Source organism: Agrobacterium sp. (assembly GCF_059499945.1).
The window spans coordinates 88244-106027 of sequence record NZ_JCABZP010000022.1 but is presented as its reverse complement, the minus strand read 5'-3'; the positions used below and the strand labels follow the sequence as shown (position 1 = coordinate 106027).

The following is a 17784-nucleotide window of genomic DNA, read 5'->3' as shown; positions in this document are numbered from 1 at the left end:
TCAATTGCGGGAGAGGGGCAGTTTTGTACCCGAGAGGGCGCGCTCATCGAGAACGGTCTGGCGGAAGCGGAAAAGCTTTGCCGGGCGGCCGCCGGTTTCGGTCGCCATGTCGCCGGTTTCTTCCACCAGCTGCTGCTGTTCAATCAGCCGGCGGAAATTCTGCTTGTGCAGCGTCAGTCCGGCCAGCGCCTCGATGGCGCGCTGCAGCTGCAGGAGCGTGAAGGCATCGGGCATCAATTCGAACACCACCGGCCGGTATTTGATCTTGGCCCTCAATCGCGCAATGCCGGTGGCGAGAATGCGGCGGTGATCGGCAAACATCGGCCTGCCGAAATTGACCCGCGGATCGCCCTGCGCTTCCTCGACCAGCCCGGCTTCATACAGCAGCTCATAGCGCTGCAGGGTCAGTTCCTCGTTCCAGCCGCCGCCATCTAGGCCGAAGGTGAAGTCCGCCCGCAAATGGCGCTGGCTTTTGCAGGCGGGATCGGAATCCGCCCAGGCACGCAGCCTGTCGATGATGCTGTCCAAAACCTCAGGGCGTCCCTGGCGATGATCTTCCCAGGGGAAATATTCGTACCAGCCGTGCCAGAGGGCGCGTTTGCCGCCTGATGCTTCCTGCTCGCGAACCAGCCCGAGATAACCGATGGAGATGGTTCTTCCGCCTAAAATGTCGTTGTTACGGTCGCGATCGGCGAAGGTGTAGAGTTGTTCGAGATAACCGACGGGGTGGTGGGTCTGTTCGTGGATCCATTCCCGCAACCCGCTCTGGAGCGTTCTGTGCCCGAATTCGAACGGCCCCGACGGAAGTGCTGCGCCTTCGCGAACGGTCATGACCCGCGGCTCATCCGTGGTGATGGCGGTGACGACGGCGATGAGTTCGGCATGGGCAAGCCCGATGGTCACGGCGGCTCCTCTGGTCGTTGGCTCTAGGGTCAACCTTCTTTGGCACAGGAAGGTTGGTTCGCCAACATGGCGGCCGAAATGGGCTGTCGATAATCCGCCGCCCACAAAACCGCGTCTCATCAGACAAAAGGATGAATTCTTGTGGTTAGCCGTCTATCGTCTGGTATGTTACAGACCCGCACAAGCATTTCAGACGGTAGAAGGCCGATGTTGGAGAACATATCGCTCGAAGAGACACTTGTGGGTTATTATACCTGGAACATCGGGCAGAACCTGATCTATCTCGATGCCGTGTCGGCCCGCCTGCGCGAATTCTCGCCGGAAAAAGCCGCCTGCGGCATTCCGGTCGAAGATTTCATCGCGCAGATCGAAAGCGGCTCGCGCGCACGCGTCGCCAAGGCGGTTTATAATTCGCTGACAAATGGCGTGTTCTATGATCAGGAATATCGCATTCAGCTCAAATCCGGCGGTTTCCGCTGGTTGCGGACAACCGGACGGGTGATCCTGGATAACGACCAGCTTCCGATCATGGCCATGGGCACCGTGCGGGATGTTAATGCGTGCAAGGTTTTATTGATGTGATATGCGGCTAAAGACAGCCGATCTAATTTATGTCGTTCATTGTTTTGATGTTGCGGTGACATGGTCAGGCAGATCGCAATTTTGCTGTTTCAGGTCGTCCTTGCCATAGGCCTCGGCATAGCCGGCATCCGCATCGCCTCGCTCGTCAATGGCGAGGCGACTTCCGCACCGGCAGGACTTGCCGCCAATACGGAACTGCTGTGGACCACCTCGCCGGTGCGGGTCGATCCCCGTAGCCAAAATTACGAGCGCATTCCGACGCCGCCCGATCTCTATCCGCTGAAAATGCATGCGGACCAGCGCCTGCGTGTGATTTCCAGCAACCGCTTTACCTTCAAGGGCCAGGAATTCCGCCTCGCCGGCGTGGAGGAGGTCGAACGCAACCGCGTCTGCACCGGCCCCGACGGCCGCCGTTACGCCTGCGGCCTCAACGCCTTCAAGGCGCTGGAGAACCGGCTGCGCGGCAGATATCTCGAATGTCGGGTGGTGGAGGAGGTGAGTGCGCCGGGTTCCCTGGAGTGCCGTATCAACGGGCAGGATGTGCGGGCGCTGCTGCAATAGGCGATGACGTCAAATGGCCTAAAAGATGAATAGGACCGGTTGGCCGAAAGCAGAATTTATTGTCTGAGAAGATTTGGTGGAGCTAAGCGGGTTAGAACGAGCCATCCAAATTATCCGTTGAAAATCAATTTTGTCGCTGTATAACAACGCCATAGTGGTACGTCAATGGGGTACGTACTGGGGTACGTAGGGCACATTTATGGCGAGATCGGCAGCGAATGACCGGCAGTATCTAGAGCAGCACCGGGGAAAGTGGAGGGTCACTATGGCCGTCCCGAAAACTCTCCATGGACGGCTACCGACGCGGCTGAAACATCCACTCAATACTGACAGCTTGGCCATCGCCAATCAGCTCAAGTGGCCGGTGGTAAATGAAATGCGGGCAAGGATTGCTGATGCAGCCGGAAGAGATGGTCGTCCCGATTTACGCGCAATCGCAGAGGAATTTCGCCGCCAGCATGCCAAGGCTGAAACTGACCGAGAAGTTGATGAGATTGATGCGGGTATAGCTGTGACAATCGATGCTGTGCTCGGGAAGCCTGTAGGCGTTGAGTTAGACCCGGTAACGGGTGAAGAAGAGCCTGTTTTTGAGCCATCAAAGGTCAAGCAGGCGCAGCAATTCACGAAGATGGTATCAGGGAACGCAACACTCATCGACCATTTCCATTCACAATACGTGGCCCAATTGACCGTAAAGCCCCGCACTAAGGGAGATGATGAGCGGGCCATAAAGCTTTTGAAGCGCTGGTGTGCTGAAAAGAATGTCGAGCCGTTCCTACAGTCTTTCCCGTCAAAGAAACTCGCCGTTCGTTTTGTTGATGATTTGCGGTCGCTAGAGCCGAAGCTGTCTCCCGTGACGTTGAACAAGTACATCAACCGGTTGTCGAGGTACTGGCAATGGCTGGAGAAGAGAGAGGAAGTGCCTCTGGATGTCTGGAGAGGTCTGGCTTTGGCAACGCCCTCAGTCGCCCATGATGAAAGAGAGCGTCCCTTCACGAAGGACGAAATGGTGAAGCTTCTCTCTGGAGACACGTCTCAGGCGATGCATGATCTAATGCGTATAGCAGCTTTAACGGGTTGTCGCTTGGACCCAATTGTGTGTCTCCGGGTTAGAGACTGCCGCGACGATGGTGTATTTGTTTTCAAGCCTCAAAAGAAGGAGAAGGCAGAGCGTCTATGTCCCATCCATTCCGATCTTGCTGAAATCGTGGAGCGTCGAACGAAAGGTAAAGGGCCAGATGCCCCATTCTTTCCCGAGTGGCCGGGTCCAAGAAGCACAGAGAGCCAACGAGAACGATCATTCAAGACTTCGAACCAATTCACCGCCTATGCTCGGTCGATTGGTGTCCGTGAGGAACTGGAAGGCCGTAGACGCTCTCTGGTAAACTTCCATTCATTTCGCCGTTGGTTCATCACCCAGGCTGAGCGAGCCTCACAACCGGAAAGCCTGATCGCGGCTGTGGTGGGGCATAAGAGGCAGGGCATGACGCTGGGTGTGTATTCGGCAGGACCGCTGATTGAACAGGCGCGTATTTGTGTTGAAGCTGTTCGGTTGCCCATGATAACTCGGGCCAAGTAATTCCCTGCAAAAACTTTTAAACGCTAATATAGGCACCTTTACGCCCCGTACTTTTTTCGCTCGATAGCTGCTAGAAAATCATCTTTAGTTTTAAAAAAATTTGCGTTTGATACAGCAGAACTGATCGCTGCCCGAATGTTAGTAAACGCTTCGTCAAGCTCCCTTACATCAAGTTCAGTAAGGCGGTGATGTATATACTGCGACCTCATTCGGTACGCTTCGCGGAAGTTTTCCACGACACGCTGTCTCTTCGATGGGTCTGTCTGAGTTAGAAATGCTACCCGGTCTCCGACATTTTGTTGTATCGACTCACTCGCATTCCGCAACATGAGCCCCTCTATCGCAGAGAAAGCAAAAACTAGTCGATCTGCCATCTCCGGGAATGTTGTCGCACGGGAGAACGCCAAGAGACTTGATCTAACAGCCCTTTGAAAGTCGTTGAGTTCATCTGCGTCTAGAAGGGCCGCAACCTCATCAAGGCCGTATTGCTGTAAATCGTTTATATTAGCCCGACTTATGATCCAATTGTCCACCTCGCTCATTGCTATGCCGGTGGAGTACCTGAATTTTCCATTCGCAGAGTTGAGGATTATATGTTTTTGAGGGACTATTAGAGACGATAAAAGTGATGTCGGAGACATCCGTGTTGAAGTAATTGTCGCAAGGGAAAAAAATCGGAGCAGTCCTACAGCGTCCCCAGCCAAGCTCAGCGCGGCTTCTTGGGTGTATCCGGGTTCGGCCTTAATAACGATCTCAATTCCCGCGCACCGTTTCATAGTGCTCCGCATTTTTGAGATCAACGCGCTTGTTTCCTCAATTTGAGTGGGGCTGTACTCCGTGAGTGTCCGCGAAAGATCGTCAAAGAACTCATCATTTAGAGGAATGATGTTAGCTTTTCCGAATGCGAATCTTTCTTCAATTGCAAGATGCTGAATTGGAATGATCGCTTTCCACTCCATAATCTCTGTATCGCATTTCCGAATAAAGTATGAGCAAAAATTATCTGTATTACCTTCGCGAAGCCGAGAACATGCCCATTCCACAAACGCGTTGCAGATAAAATTCGAGCTGATGGATTTTTTTGCCCACTTAACCTTCAGTATCGCGCGCGCTAACTTTGATAAATATTCGTAGTCTTCTTCTTTGAATCCGAAGGCATCCTGTTTGTCCCACATGAAAACGAATGCCATTTTCCCGTCGTCCTGTGGTAACCAGGCCGTAGGATCACCCACAATGTCTTCGTCTCTTATGGTGGTTATATCGCGCGATAGCAGCCAATCTGGCGTTGGTTGTTTTGTTTTCGCTAGACTTATTTTCCCAACTGCTAATAAGGCATCTTTCGCCAACGCCTCGATGGAGTTTTCCGCGCTAGGGTGGAATTGATAAACGTTCGTCATGTTTACCCAAGTTGAACCGCTAAGACGCGACAATCTTTAGATGATTCTTTGCGTCTGGACTACATCTTGAGGGACGAGCTATGGCGTGGTTGTTCCGAAATGTCGGCTGTCAGCGTAGGAACCATTCTGCGGAAAACGTAAAAAATTGACGAGGTTAATGCCTTTCATGCGGTAACTCAAAAACAGCGCGCCCTGACGTTTCCTCCACCAGAGAAAGAGTTGTGTAGTTGAGTGTCCACCCGAACGTTGCCCCCTCGAAAAAAGGGAAGGAGAATTCAGAGCAAACTTTCTGTCTCCCTTGCGCATTTCGAATGAGAGGCTCCCACTGCTCAATACAGTCAGCTATCTTATCGGCATGAATCCGATGGTCCATTGATGTCAAGGCTGATGAAAGAAAACTCGGCGCTGCGTAGTGCCCATTAGATTGAGTAAGCGAATTTATGGCTTGCCGTGCGAGGGCTTCGCCTTGCCGCGCATCAACTTCGCCAGATACGCCCGAAATTCCTCGGATGTATTTACCAGAGGCAACCTCTAGGTCAGAAACTGCTTGCCTGAGCGTCCCATCATCAAAACTTGCGTGGTTACCGCACATTACAAAAAGCACATGGTCGCGTCTCACCTTGACGAACAGGAGGTCTTTACTGTGGCCTTTTCGCTTTCCCTTCTCGTTACTAGAAACGAGATGCAAGTGATGGGTGCCATATGCGTTCAACGCCCTATCTTTCCCCGCAGTTACAAGGCCTGAGCGTGTTTTAGAATATGGTGAGTAGCCACTAATATTCACACGAGGAGACAGATAAGGCTTTAGGTCTCCACCTTGCGTGAACAGTTGTGCTATCGCGGAAATCTTATCAGCATGGGACGCGGCGCGCGATGAAAAGAAGCCATCCCACGCCCTCACTTCTCGGGGGCGCGGTTCGATGAAGCGATCAATCCATCCAATATATACCGCGAGCAAATCTGAGAAGGGCATACTGCGTAGCTCACGTCGAGCGGCATCTGGATCGCAGGGTATAGCGTTTATCAGGCTATTCCGAATTGACGTGAGATTGATCGAAGTAGCTACGAGACGATCTACACATTGATCTTCGTCCAGCATTATTACCCCTGCAAAACAAGTAGACGCCCCGACAAAGAGGCAGACGTGAGTAATCGCTCACTATCGAACGCCTTCCATCATGCGATAAACCGTGGAACGCGCAACATTAAAACGCTTAGCCACTGCCATGGGTTTATCCCCGGCAGCCAAGGCCGCCCTTATAGCATCCCCATCGACCGTCACAGGACGGCCCTTGTATCTGCCTTCCTCTTTCGCCTTGGCGATACCCTCAAGCTGCCGCTCCTTTCTGAGGTCGGTCTCGAACTCGGCAATCGCACCCAGCATGTTGAACATGAGGCGTCCCGTGGGAGTCGTGGTATCGATGTTCTGTTCCGTCGCAATCAGGTCCACACCTTTGACCTGTAGCTCCTGAGAGATTGCGTGCAGGTCGGGCACAGAGCGGGCTAGGCGATCAAGGCGGGTCACAACCAAGGCATCCCCCTTCCTAGCAAAGCGGATGGCCTCCGCGAGCTTTATGCGGCCCTCACGGGTGGTCCCGCTTGCCTTGTCGATGAAGACCTCCTCAACACCATGACGGGTAAGGATATCGACCTGAGCGGTTTCATTCTGGCCGGTGGAAGATACGCGGGCATAGCCGATTTTCATAAGACACCTTTTGTCCGATAAAGTCTAAGATGAAATCGGAATAACGTCCGATAAATTACATGTCAATCCATATCGGACATAATTCATTTCATTTAGATCGTCCGGCGTGGGTATACCTTATCGGACCACTCCTAGTTGACTCAGCGTGAGAAACTTGGCGAAGTACCAATAAGAAAATCGGGGGTGTGTGATGGTGAAATGGCGTGATGATGTTGTTGCCGCGTTGGAAGACATCGGAGGGAAGGGGACACTTTCAGAAATCTACGACGCTGTGCGCAAGCGCCGCCAAACGAAGCTGCCTAAAACCTGGGAGGCAGTCGTCCGGCGAGAGCTTGAATACAACTCCAGTGACAGCGAGAGCTTTCAAGGGCGCTTTGATCTGTTCTCAAGTGATGGAATCGGCACTGGAATTTGGTCGCTGCGAGATGGCGTGACCGCAGAGCGCCCTTGGTCAGATGCAGAAGTTTCGGACTTGGTTTCCGATTATTTCAGCATGTTGTCCGAGGAACTTCGCGGGCACAAATACAACAAAACAGCTCACCGAGAGCAATTGATGGAAACCATTTCACGGACCAATGGCGCGATAGAGCGGAAGCACCAGAACGTCAGTGCAGTTCTGCGCAAGCTCGGCTATCCCTGGATTCAGGGGTATAAGCCTTTGAAAAATGTTCAAGAGGCGCTCACGCAAGAGGTACTGAGACAGCTTGAAGCGGACAACCCTCGCCCTTCGGACGCTTTAGCAAAACCGAAGGTGACACGGAAAACGCTCGATACGGTTTTCGTTGACCGACCGGAGGTCAAAGAACGTCAAACCCAGAAGCGAGATAACAAGTTTGTCGCGAGAAAAGTTGATTTCGCCGCTATTGATGCAAGGAACGAGGCACTTGGACATGCCGGGGAAAAATTCGTTGTCGCCGTTGAGAAGGCTCGCTTACGTGACCTGGGATTACACGAGCAAGCGAAACTTGTGCGATGGGTGGCTCGCGACGATGGAGATGGGCTGGGCTATGATGTCCTGTCGTATGATGACAACGGTGAACGGATTTTTATTGAAGTCAAATCGACACGCGGAGACAGCTACACGCCATTCTATTTGACAGAGACAGAGCGATTGTTCGCGATCATGAACGCTGAAAGGTATCGGTTATATCGAGTGTTCCGATTCGGAAAACATCCGATGATTTATGTTCTTCCTGGTCCGCTGGAAGGCGTAGTTAAACTCGAACCCACGGCTTATCGTGTGTCCATATCACCTCTGGAAACTCCGTCCGTGATAGCCGCTGCACCCGGCGCAAATTGACCAAACAAGCAACATCACAGCAACCGCTTTGCCAATTCTCGACCAGTCTTCGTCAGGTGTATCTCGGGTGATCTAGCTCCTGTGGGTCCACACCGCTGCTCCACGAGGCCCAGTCCCGGCTTGCCATGCCTATCATACTTACCGAGGGCGTAGACGTTTCGCGAGACGGATGACTGGCTAATGCCGACAAGTTCCGGGAGGTCGCACTGGAGAACGCCGGGACGCATTGCCACAGCCAAGAATACCGAGACCATGTGTATCGGCATATCAGCCCGAAACTCCCGCAGTACCTCAATGCGGTCACTCAGGGTACGCAGTGCACTCACCCGCTTGGGCGTCCTCCGCCTCTCAATCGCTAGTTCCATATGGTCTCCCTTTGCATGTTATGAAGATGCCGGAAGGAATGCCAAGGTCAAGACTTGATCTTCACCAAGAGGGAGCTTAGCCGCGCCTGCACATCCGCCCGAGCTATTCCGTGCGTCCGTGGGGGCACGGGGGAACGCGCGTGAGCATTTCCATCGATTGCCGCCTTGGATTTTTTCGGCAAAATAGCCACTGGTAATGTGGGCGCTGGAGGCTCTTCACCCTAAATGGTAACCTTGTTGGCGTCTTCGATGAGGTATCATTAACGCGAGACCAAGTGACCAAGATGCAGATATTACGAAAGGCTCAAGCGCGGTCCAGAACAACCAAGATTGCGGCCTATGGAGTATAACCTCACTCCGCGCTTTTTGGTGTTCATCACTGGCATATTGTAGATCGTTAGCCCACACGCGAAACACAAGGCTCTTAATTGAACTTAGACCGACATTTGGAGGTGTGAACTCACTTTGCGGGTCCCATTCTTGACTCCCATACAATTCGAGACGCGTGAACATGTCGCACATCGATTTGCGGTCCGTTTCTATTTCGATGAAGTTAGGGGGAGAATCCGGGCCGCTAATGAAGCTGAGTCCGCACACGGTATTTTTGGTAGCGGAGATCGCCCGTTTCACCTCAACCCCGGCTCTGTCCACCCGCTCCGAAGCTAATTTCATTTTGGCCGCGCTCATGGCACTCGACGCAGAATGAAAGCTGGTTAGCAAAGCTGCGCCGCCCATGAAGATTGCCGCGTAGGTAAGCAAGAATCTGACCTTCTCGCTTTTGAGAAAGTAGGAAATCAGATGGCTTATGATAAAGAAAACACAGGTAAAGTATGTTAGCGCCCAGCCATTACCCATCCATTCCGGAAACATTGCGAAACTCTCAACAGCTATAATGAAAACTGGCATTTTTCTAGAAATGTCACCACAGCGTGGCCTATCCCCAGCGTATTGAAGGATATACCCACTCGCGTCGGTGAGTGTCCATACAGTTTGGCCCGAGGGCTTGGCTTTAAAAGATAAGTTGCATAACTTAACTCCCGGTAGCGGTGGCTACCACCGGGCCTCATTACGCTAGAGGGGCTGAAACACGAGGGTCGCGGTGATCGAGACTGCGGCCCTCATCCCTCTACCGTCAGGGCTGCTTGGGTTTCCCATAACGATTATAGCTGTCCAGCCCGACACCGCCGATCTTGAGCGCTGCTGCGAAGGGGCTGGGTCCGGTTGCCCACGGCATGGAGTTGATGCGGTCCTGGGCTTTCGCCTTGAGGCCGTCCATCTCCCTTGTGAGGTTAGCGGTGGTGAAACCTGAGTTCTGGCTGATGCGGTCCTTGGCGGTCGCCTCCTTGCCGTAAACGTCCGCAAGGAGAGCATCGACCGAGAGGCCGGACACACCGGCTTCCCCGGCTGCGGCCGTGGTGGTGGCTCGGGCAGCACGGGCTTCACGGGAAATGTCCTGCTTCTGGACAGCCGCCGCATCCTCTTCCTGAATTTGCCGTGTCTGTACGTCAGCATATTCACGGACAAGGTTCGCGTTGGCGGCCTTCTGGTTCTCACGGACCATTGCGTTCTGAGCTGCTGCGGCCTGCCGTTCGCCAATGTATCCGGTAACTGTCTGTGCAGTACCGAGCGCCGCAGCGACCATCGTTATTGGATCACACATGCGGCGCTCCTGATCTTGAATGCTTCTTGGAAATTGTGTCCGCTGGGGCTTTTGGCGATCTTGCCGAAATCAAAACCACAACGTCGCAACATCCGTTTCCGAGGACGATCACGGCAATCCATGAAACTCGACAGGATTGGATATTTTCCGTGGAAAGTTTCAACGTAGTGACTGGCTGTAATGGTCAAGCGTTCGGCGTCGATGCTCAAACCATCAGCCATCAGAAACCAAACGTTCCCCACGGTGCTGTCTTGGCGATACGGAACGCTCCCGAACATCACTACCGGCAAACCCTCGTCATCCAAGGCGGTCAGGCAAATGTCGGAATGTTGAAGACCGCGGGTGAGACTGACTTCGGCGGAAGGCGATGCACATGCCACGAGGCTTGCGAGGTCGGCCTTGCGAAGTCTTGGGGCGAGATAGGCAACGTCGTCGGGGCGGGATGGCCGGACCTTAAGACAAGCCGGTGATGGCGTTGGTTTGCGTTTCATGGAATATCCTTGCGGGTGTCGCAGACATAAAGCCGCCCCTCAAAGATGAGGCGGTGCTGTTGGGATGGGTGATGGAGGTGAGTTTGCGCTGGAGCGTTTGATGACCAGCGAAGGCAATCTATCTCGGCAGCGATGGAGGCGGACAAACCTGCCGAGGGACATAGGCGACCATGGGTCAACATGGAGACGCCAGAAGGTTCCCATAGGTATTACCTATGATTATGCTTTTATAATCATCCTATGAATAAATATCTTAGGTTTTACCTAGGGAAGACCATCTCTCCTCCTATGGTGGGCTATAACATCATCCTCCTATGGTGAGGTGTAATTGACGGTCTGTTTTTTCGGTCTGGAAATCATGGGTCTCGGAAAGAACCAATCCGGGTGCAATCTACCGATCGAAAGCCGTCCTTTTGGGAAACCTCCGTTCGCTGCGTCATTCGCTAGAGTGTCAGCCATCTCATTGAGGTGATGACCGGAATGACCAAGCACCTTCTCCCAATAGATGGTCTTCGCAGCACAAGCAGCATCGAGCCTTTCCCATAGCTCTTTGTTCTTCACCCTGCCGCTAGACGACTTCCAGCCCTTGACCTTCCACTGGGGCAGGTAGAGCGTGAAACCTTTAAGGACATAGTCGCTATCGGTTTGAATGATGGTCGGCGTTTCCGTTTCCCGGATGCTTTCCACGGCCATGATAACTGCTGTCATTTCCATGCGGTTGTTGGTGCTTTCCAGCTCTTCCGAGCGGGCTGCATTGGGTGCCTGCTGGAGAAGCTGTTCACCGTCCCAAAGCTGTTTGATGTAAGCCCAGCCACCGGGGCCGGGATTGGGAATGGCAGCGCCATCGGTGGCGATGATGTAATGCCTGCCCGCTTTGATGCTGGTTAGGCTGATATCGGGGATTATGGTCATGTTGTTTCCATCGGTTGTTGATCGCGCATAAGCGCTGGAAAAAGAAAACCCCCGGCCTGCGAGGACCGAGGGTAGAAATTGCCAGAGGCGACAAAAGTCATCCGATTGTTGACGTTACCGCCTTGTATCGCGAGATCGCTCTGGTAGCGGGCTAATGAACGTGGAGAGAAGCTGAGCGACCCCGTTGAGGTTCTGGAATGGCAGCACCCGCGCAATCGCTCGGGCGTCCTGCTGAGAGAACCGCTTACCGTGCAATTGCTTTCCGACCACGCCCAAGGCATCAAGACCGGACTGGGCGAGATCGGCAGAGGGGTTCCCAAAGATCGCATCAGCTCCCATCGCTGTGGAACGGGCGTCAAACAGCGGGTTTCCTTTCTCACGGAACCGTGCGGCGGCCGTATCCACAGCCACCGGCATAATGGTCGCCCAAGAGCCGTTCTGGACGCCAGCAGCCGCAATGCTGCCAAGCGAAAGGCGCTTTTCCAGAAACTCCTCCCGGTCACTGCGGCCCACCGAGTTGGCATAGGTCCGCATCATGTAACTCATGGAGGCAGCAAAGGTGGTTGTGATGAACGCCGTGGCTGTCGTGGCGTCTCGGAAGTTGAACCCCTGTAGCGTCTGCTTGGTGTAAGCCGCCAGCACGAAGGAACGGAACTGGAGGAACGTCCGGGCCAAGGGATGTGACATCCACATGGCCATCTGGCCGATGTCATTCTCCTGTATAATGGAGCGGCTAAGGCGGAACGCAGCGAACTCGAAGTTTGCCACGGCCTCCTGATCGGCCCACTTGGAGAAGTTCATTGACTTGAGCCGACCATCCTTGAACGTCGCATGGTTGCGGATGTTTTCATAGATCGCATCCACGCGGCGCTGATCGAGGTTAAGCGCAGCCAGTCGCCTTGGGTTCATCGTAGTTTTCCCTCGGGCCATCAAGGCGAACTTGTTCATGATCGCCCTGCCTGTCCAACGCTGGAGCGCGGTGTTCACCGGAGCCATGCCGGACATTGCGGAAACCGCACGTTTCCCGGCTTGAAGCCCATCGTCCAGCTTCTGGAGCATAGGGTTATTGAAGGCGTCCAGAGGATTATCGAAGAGGTCTTCCCTGCGGTGGGTCGCATGGCGCACCCAGTCCGCACCTATGCCGGTCATATCTTCCCATTCACGCGCCAAGGCATCGTCTAGCATCCCGGTCTTGGCATTGCGCCACATCGCCCGGAATGAAGGGACATTCGTGAACGACGCCTTAAGACCGAGTTGGGAAACCGTGTTCATGGTCTCCGACAACTGGGCAAAGCCCACCTGTCCCATTACGCGGATGAAGTTGTAGTCCCGCACCATCCGAAGGAACTGGCTCCACCTATCGCCTTCGTTCCGCGTTGGCTTCCCGACGATGGTGTTATAGACCCAGTTGAGGCGCTCAATGTCCTCCTTGGTGGTAGCCTGGATGCCCTTCTGGTCACCCACGTCACGCACCTTGTCCATCAAGGTTTGCCACTCGCCATCCGAGGTGATGCCTTTGACGAAGTGTTCATCGGCCATGTCCCCGATCTGCCACTTCGGGTTCCTGAGCTCCATGCGAGCCATGGCAATCCGGCCCGACATTTGGCGGGAATAGGACCGCATGAGCGTATCTGCATCATTGACGAACAGGTCCGAGATGCGGACGAACTGTGTCCCCGGCTGGCCATTGGAATACGGAAGCATGAGGCCGAAGTTCTCATCATAGAACATACGGCTTTTCCCGTGGCGGCTGGCACCATCCTTCTTCCCCGGCTTCATGTGACTGACAACCGCGTCGATGTCGGCCTCGGAGAGATCGGTGTCCCTCGTGAGGTTTGCCTTGAGGGCATCAAGGTCTTCCCCGGAGAACACACGGGACATTCCCTGTAGCTCACCAGCAGAAAGCGAGTGGAGCTTCCTGATGTAGTTCGTGGCGAACTTCCCTGCCAGCTCTTCGCTGATCTCGTCATTGACCTCACGCATCGCACGGGCAACCAAACCAGAGAGGGTTTTATGACCGAACTTGGTGAGGTGTTCTTGGATGGAGCCGAGGTCGAAGATGCGCGGGACATAGAAGTCGTTCCGGGTCATCCCCTCGAAACCCCGAACGGGGCGCAAGGTGCGACCATCAATGAGGCCGGGGTTTGCGGCAGTTTCGGCATAGGTTCCCAAGACATCCCGGAGGACTGCGCCCTGGGCTTTAACGGCAGGGTCATATTCCACCATCAGGTCGCGATCACGGACGAACGCGGTCACCTGCCGATGAAATTCATCACGACTGATTTCCGGGTTCCGTTCCTTGAACTGCTTCCAGTTGGCTTGATTGGTAGCCGCCCAGCGGGCCTCGGCGCGTTGATGAAGGAGCGCCTGAACTTCCGAAGCTCCAATGGGGGTTAGGCCGGTCTTGTTGCGGGCACCGTCCTCAACGATCACGTTGCCGATCATGGAGGTGAGATCGTTGTCGGAACTCTTGAGCGAGTAAGCGCTGTCATAGCGCGCCCCACCAGCGTGAAAGACATCGGGCCTCTCAGCATCACGGATGATATCCGCAGTGTCCATTCTGAGGGGTTCCCTTGGGCTAATCTGCATCGCACCCGTGGTGGACCCACCGGGCGGTGATAAGGCTGTCCCGTTCTGCATGTTTCTGCCGATCTGCTGGAGCTGCTGGGCTTCCTCACGGGTGGCCGGGTTTCTGGCAAGCGCACCGAAGGCACCCCCGAGGAGCATTCCGGTTCCCACGCCCCACCAGAGATCAGCGCTCTCGGCGGTGGGCTTGTTCGCGTACAGAATGCCTTCGGAGACGGCAGCACCAGCACCGCCTTCGGCAGCGGCCAAGGCAACCTGTCCGATCTTTCCGAACCGAGCAGCCATCGCAGCCGGTGCCCCTGCACCCATGGACGCAACAGAGATACCAGCCGCTGCGGCCCAAGCCAGAGGGTCCGTTACGCCTGCTGCTACCCGGAGGCCGACACCACCCCAGCCCATTGAGGACAAGCGCTGTTCGGCTTCGAGCTGCTTCATGAGAGAAGCCCGCATACCCTCGGCATGAGGGAGAGATTGAGCATCCGCGAAGCGGTCCCAGTATTGCTCCGGGATACCCTTCGTCAGTTCCTCGGTGAGCTTCTGGTCCAGCCGGAAGTTGGGGTCGGGCTTGGCCTCCGGTCGGTCCTGCCAGACCGCAGATAACGACCAGTCGGTGTTCACGGCGTCCTTCACACCCTGCCAAAGGGAGACACCCCGCATCGCATCCTCACGGGCCTGCGCAGCTTCCCGGTCATCTTGCATGGTGGTCGGAAGCATCGGCTGGGTCGCATCCATGACGGACACGGAGTTTTCGGGCTGGCCCATGGTGAACTTGGATTGCGGCTGGTCGGGACCGGGGTTTGAGAAGGTAAGCCTCGTCGGTTCCTTGCTTGCAGGAGGTGATGAGGAAGGGGCGCGATTGTAAGCTTCACGGAGCCATTGAGCGGCGTTGTCGCCATTCCCATCTGCTCCCCATACTCCGGGGTTACCATAGCCGATGTGCATGGAACCCGGCTGCATATAGCCCTGTCCTGCGCCGAAGCCGGTCACCCCCGCTCCACGGGCACGCTGGACGATCTCTTGGAAAACCGGAACGTCAGAGGGGTTTGACCAGTCGAGCTTTCTGCCGTTCTGGTAGAAGAAAACATCGGCGGCGCTGCCGTGGTCGTGACGAACGGAACCCGTGCGCTGGCCTTTGCCTGCCTTTGCTTCTTCCTTGGTTACCTGCCCGCCGCTGAACACTTCCATCTCGACGCCCATGTCCTCAAGGAACCCAAGGGCGCTGACGAGATCGCCGCTGATCGGAAGGTTACGCTTTGCGCCACGGTTGGCGTACCGCAGCCACGAGGGTGCGTTGTTACTGTCTGACATAGGTGGTCCTTAGAAATGGAAAGGGCCACCCGAAGGTGACCCAATGATGGTTATGGAACAAAGTGCTTCTCGATATCGAACCGCTCTTTTGAAATGGCGCGCTCTTTCTGTTTGCTATCCTGTGCATCCACCACGCCTTGCGCCTTCTCGGTCCGGCGCTTCTGGTCCAGCTCGTACAGAGACCTGAGGGTGAGGTTTGCTCTGGCTAAATTTTCCACAGGGTATTGACCGGATTGGTGGACAATCACCCATGATTGACCGTTGGTTGCGGGGCGGATTGTGAGGTCTTCCGCCTCAAGGTCTTCGGCGTCCCCGAAATCGGCCACATATTTTTCGATGGCATATCCCGCGAGGTCGGCGAAATTTTGAGGTACGTCGCGGCCAGCGGTGTAAACGAAGTTTCCCCGGACGGCTGTGTGCGTGGCCTCGAAACGCTTCTTGGCTTCGTCCAGCGCGTCCTCCGTATCCATGCCGTTTTGGACGTAGAACTTTCCAAGTCGGGTTATCTCGGAGGCAACATAACTCTTGTTGGATGGGGAATATTTACTGCCCCAGTAACCACCATACCGGACGGAATCCACGCGCTCTTCAATTTGCTCGGTGCGCATCGCTGCTGCGGGTGACCGGACTTTATCAGGGTCCGAGGTCTGCATCATGGCCACCTGCATGGCCTGCTCCGGGCCGAGCTTGCTGTATTGCGTGGCGATGCGATACGCCTCGTAGAAATCCCGGTCGGAGCTGTCTTTGACATGCGTATCCAAGAGCTTCGGGTTGGCGGCGTGGAGCTTCATGTAGAGGTCAACGCTATCCTGTAGAGTCGGTGGAACGGCTCCCCCTGAAAGAGTGAACGGGGTGGCTGCTTTCGGCCCCCCTTTAAGGATGTTTTCCCATTTCGGGTTTGTCAGATTTCCGACTGAGAAGCTTTCCACCTGCATGCCAAAAGCCTGCTCGGGGGTCGCCTTTCCCTTCCCTACAAGCCATTCCGTCTGATCGACCAAGCGCTTGGCAACGGCCTTCTTCTGGTCATCCACGGAGATCGTTCGGGTTTCCCCTGTCTTCGTTGGGACGGTGGCCTCTTCGATGTACGGCAGCATGCCCCTACCGGTAGCGTCAAGGTTTCGGGAAACGAGTTCCTCCTCGGCCTGATCAGCGGCTTTCTGCCATGCAATCTTCTGTTCCGCCTTGGCCAACTCCTTGGCCTGCTGCTCATTGAAGGTATCGTTCTGGTTGATCAGGGAGAGAACCTGAGCTTCCGAATAAGCGCCGGGGTTCGCTTTGTGCCACCCCACCAGCTTTTCCCGGTTGAGCTTGCCGGTACGTGCATCATCCCAAAACACCATCCGAATATCGCGGGTGGCCTCTTCATTCTGCTCGAAGTTCTGCCTCTTGGCACCATTCTGGATACGAACGGCATCCGTCTGAAATTCGCGGTTAGCTGACAGGGGACCGAGAACAGTGCCATCGGCCCCCTTGCGGTCGGAGTTGAGGATGGCATTGACCATCTCCATGTCGCCCTTGGCCGCGAACGCTTCGGCCAGCCGGACCATCTCCCTGTCCTGCTCCTTGAAGTCCACATGGAGCAGCGAGCGGTTCCCCTCGTATTTCCCCCGGAGAGCGGTAACGATTGCCTGCGGGGTTTTACCGGCTTCCCGGAGCGATGTGGCTTCACCATGGAAGGTGTCGTAGACCCCGCTAACAGTGTCCTGTTTCACCTGCTCGGTCTTGTATTGAGCTTGGGCGGTCTTTGCCCTAGCACCGAAGCCATCCATGACCTTGGTGTACGCCCCGGTGAAATGAGGGTCATTACCGTACTGGTCCAAGTCATCCGAGGTTCGGCCCCGGATAAGACCATCGACATCACCGGAGTTCTTGTCGAAGTTGGTCTCATATTCCGTGGAAAGCTCATTGACGCGCTCATAGGCCAGCCGCTCGCCATACTGCTTCATGAAAGCAGCCTTGAACCACGGGTTATCCATCTCGGTCATCTTGCCGCTATTCACAGCATCACGAGCCTCTTGGAAGCTCATGCCGCCAATCCGTCGCATAGCGCGGTCCTCGGCGTCCTTCTGTGCCTTAGCGGCTGAGTTGTCGAGAAAGTTGGTGAGCGCTGGGCTGATTTGAGCAAGCGCCCCGGCAAGCTGCTGGAGGCCGTTAGGTCTGGATGGTGCGGCCTGAGGGCGGCTATAGGTATCCACCGGGCGAGCCTGCGGCTGCAAGGCTACGTCCCCGAAGGGGTTACGAACCTGCACACGGCCACGGTTCGAACCACCCACGGAGGGGCGGTCATCTTGTCGGGTCAATCCCGGTAGTTTTGTCATGGGGGTTCCTTCTGGCAGCCGAAGGGGTGCCGAGCGTTTGATGGATGAGACCGGAGGTCGGTGATAGAAATGGAAAAGATCACTGCCAGCTTTCGTGAGGAAAACCGGGGGTCGCCA

The 17784-nt window shown here is 55.1% G+C and carries 14 protein-coding genes; 5 read left to right on the top strand and 9 right to left on the bottom strand.

Annotated features, from left to right (window positions below; all coding sequences use genetic code 11):
- Positions 1-903: an NUDIX hydrolase gene (locus AC5I5B_RS24975; RefSeq protein WP_111834571.1), complete on the bottom strand. Its 903-nt coding sequence runs from the start codon at positions 901-903 to the stop codon at positions 1-3.
- A gap of 207 nt (positions 904-1110) precedes the next feature.
- On the opposite strand from AC5I5B_RS24975, the gene AC5I5B_RS24970 reads away from it, so the two are divergent.
- The 3 genes from AC5I5B_RS24970 (at position 1111) to AC5I5B_RS24960 (ending at position 3625) form a co-directional block, all read left to right on the top strand.
- The gene (locus tag AC5I5B_RS24970; RefSeq protein WP_111834570.1) at positions 1111-1485 is read left to right on the top strand and encodes a PAS domain-containing protein; all 375 of its coding nucleotides are present in this window, start codon (positions 1111-1113) and stop codon (positions 1483-1485) included.
- 60 nt (positions 1486-1545) lie between these two features.
- Complete coding sequence (locus tag AC5I5B_RS24965) at positions 1546-2046, top strand: hypothetical protein (protein ID WP_060727516.1); 501 nt, start codon at positions 1546-1548, stop codon at positions 2044-2046.
- 265 nt (positions 2047-2311) lie between these two features.
- Positions 2312-3625: a tyrosine-type recombinase/integrase gene (locus tag AC5I5B_RS24960; RefSeq protein WP_448799415.1), complete on the top strand. Its 1314-nt coding sequence runs from the start codon at positions 2312-2314 to the stop codon at positions 3623-3625.
- A 38-nt stretch (positions 3626-3663) separates the two neighbouring features.
- Here the strand turns inward: AC5I5B_RS24960 and AC5I5B_RS24955 are convergent, their stop codons facing one another.
- From AC5I5B_RS24955 to AC5I5B_RS24945, 3 genes are all read right to left on the bottom strand, one after another.
- Positions 3664-5022, bottom strand: a complete 1359-nt coding sequence (locus AC5I5B_RS24955) for a hypothetical protein (RefSeq protein ID WP_495752908.1) — start codon at positions 5020-5022, stop codon at positions 3664-3666.
- A gap of 154 nt (positions 5023-5176) precedes the next feature.
- Positions 5177-6121 (bottom strand): hypothetical protein, encoded by a 945-nt coding sequence (locus AC5I5B_RS24950; protein WP_448799417.1) that lies wholly within the window; start codon positions 6119-6121, stop codon positions 5177-5179.
- A gap of 60 nt (positions 6122-6181) precedes the next feature.
- Positions 6182-6727: a recombinase family protein gene (locus AC5I5B_RS24945; RefSeq protein WP_448799418.1), complete on the bottom strand. Its 546-nt coding sequence runs from the start codon at positions 6725-6727 to the stop codon at positions 6182-6184.
- A gap of 190 nt (positions 6728-6917) precedes the next feature.
- On the opposite strand from AC5I5B_RS24945, the gene AC5I5B_RS24940 reads away from it, so the two are divergent.
- Together AC5I5B_RS24940 and AC5I5B_RS24935 are read left to right on the top strand one after the other, a co-directional pair.
- On the top strand, positions 6918-8027 hold the full coding sequence (locus AC5I5B_RS24940) for a protein NO VEIN domain-containing protein (RefSeq protein ID WP_495752907.1): 1110 nt from the start codon (positions 6918-6920) through the stop codon (positions 8025-8027).
- Positions 8028-8903: 876 nt separating this feature from the next.
- Positions 8904-9098, top strand: a complete 195-nt coding sequence (locus tag AC5I5B_RS24935) for a hypothetical protein (RefSeq protein WP_448799420.1) — start codon at positions 8904-8906, stop codon at positions 9096-9098.
- A gap of 426 nt (positions 9099-9524) precedes the next feature.
- Here the strand turns inward: AC5I5B_RS24935 and AC5I5B_RS24930 are convergent, their stop codons facing one another.
- The 5 genes from AC5I5B_RS24930 to AC5I5B_RS24910 form a co-directional block, all read right to left on the bottom strand.
- The gene (locus AC5I5B_RS24930; RefSeq protein ID WP_448799421.1) at positions 9525-10052 is read right to left on the bottom strand and encodes a virion core protein, T7 gp14 family; all 528 of its coding nucleotides are present in this window, start codon (positions 10050-10052) and stop codon (positions 9525-9527) included.
- Positions 10037-10543: a hypothetical protein gene (locus AC5I5B_RS24925; RefSeq protein ID WP_495752906.1), complete on the bottom strand. Its 507-nt coding sequence runs from the start codon at positions 10541-10543 to the stop codon at positions 10037-10039. The genes AC5I5B_RS24930 and AC5I5B_RS24925 overlap by 16 nt, the downstream gene beginning before the upstream one ends.
- 312 nt (positions 10544-10855) lie before the next feature.
- Entirely contained in the window at positions 10856-11455 is a 600-nt protein-coding gene (locus AC5I5B_RS24920; RefSeq protein WP_495752905.1) for a ribonuclease H family protein, read from the bottom strand.
- A 114-nt stretch (positions 11456-11569) separates the two neighbouring features.
- Positions 11570-15349 (bottom strand): hypothetical protein, encoded by a 3780-nt coding sequence (locus AC5I5B_RS24915; protein WP_495752904.1) that lies wholly within the window; start codon positions 15347-15349, stop codon positions 11570-11572.
- A gap of 50 nt (positions 15350-15399) precedes the next feature.
- Positions 15400-17667 (bottom strand): hypothetical protein, encoded by a 2268-nt coding sequence (locus tag AC5I5B_RS24910; protein WP_495752903.1) that lies wholly within the window; start codon positions 17665-17667, stop codon positions 15400-15402.
- Between the last annotated feature and the right edge of the window lie 117 nt (positions 17668-17784).

What these genes read in the sequence shown, in the direction of transcription:
- AC5I5B_RS24970 (WP_111834570.1), top strand. Translation starts at nt 1,111, where the DNA reads ATGTTGGAGAACATATCGCTCGAAGAGACACTTGTGGGTTATTATACC.
- AC5I5B_RS24965 (WP_060727516.1), top strand. Translation starts at nt 1,546, where the DNA reads ATGGTCAGGCAGATCGCAATTTTGCTGTTTCAGGTCGTCCTTGCCATA.
- AC5I5B_RS24960 (WP_448799415.1), top strand. Translation starts at nt 2,312, where the DNA reads ATGGCCGTCCCGAAAACTCTCCATGGACGGCTACCGACGCGGCTGAAA.
- AC5I5B_RS24955 (WP_495752908.1), bottom strand. Translation starts at nt 5,022, where the DNA reads ATGACGAACGTTTATCAATTCCACCCTAGCGCGGAAAACTCCATCGAG.
- AC5I5B_RS24950 (WP_448799417.1), bottom strand. Translation starts at nt 6,121, where the DNA reads ATGCTGGACGAAGATCAATGTGTAGATCGTCTCGTAGCTACTTCGATC.
- AC5I5B_RS24945 (WP_448799418.1), bottom strand. Translation starts at nt 6,727, where the DNA reads ATGAAAATCGGCTATGCCCGCGTATCTTCCACCGGCCAGAATGAAACC.
- AC5I5B_RS24940 (WP_495752907.1), top strand. Translation starts at nt 6,918, where the DNA reads ATGGTGAAATGGCGTGATGATGTTGTTGCCGCGTTGGAAGACATCGGA.
- AC5I5B_RS24935 (WP_448799420.1), top strand. Translation starts at nt 8,904, where the DNA reads ATGTCGCACATCGATTTGCGGTCCGTTTCTATTTCGATGAAGTTAGGG.
- AC5I5B_RS24930 (WP_448799421.1), bottom strand. Translation starts at nt 10,052, where the DNA reads ATGTGTGATCCAATAACGATGGTCGCTGCGGCGCTCGGTACTGCACAG.
- AC5I5B_RS24925 (WP_495752906.1), bottom strand. Translation starts at nt 10,543, where the DNA reads ATGAAACGCAAACCAACGCCATCACCGGCTTGTCTTAAGGTCCGGCCA.
- AC5I5B_RS24920 (WP_495752905.1), bottom strand. Translation starts at nt 11,455, where the DNA reads ATGACCATAATCCCCGATATCAGCCTAACCAGCATCAAAGCGGGCAGG.
- AC5I5B_RS24915 (WP_495752904.1), bottom strand. Translation starts at nt 15,349, where the DNA reads ATGTCAGACAGTAACAACGCACCCTCGTGGCTGCGGTACGCCAACCGT.
- AC5I5B_RS24910 (WP_495752903.1), bottom strand. Translation starts at nt 17,667, where the DNA reads ATGACAAAACTACCGGGATTGACCCGACAAGATGACCGCCCCTCCGTG.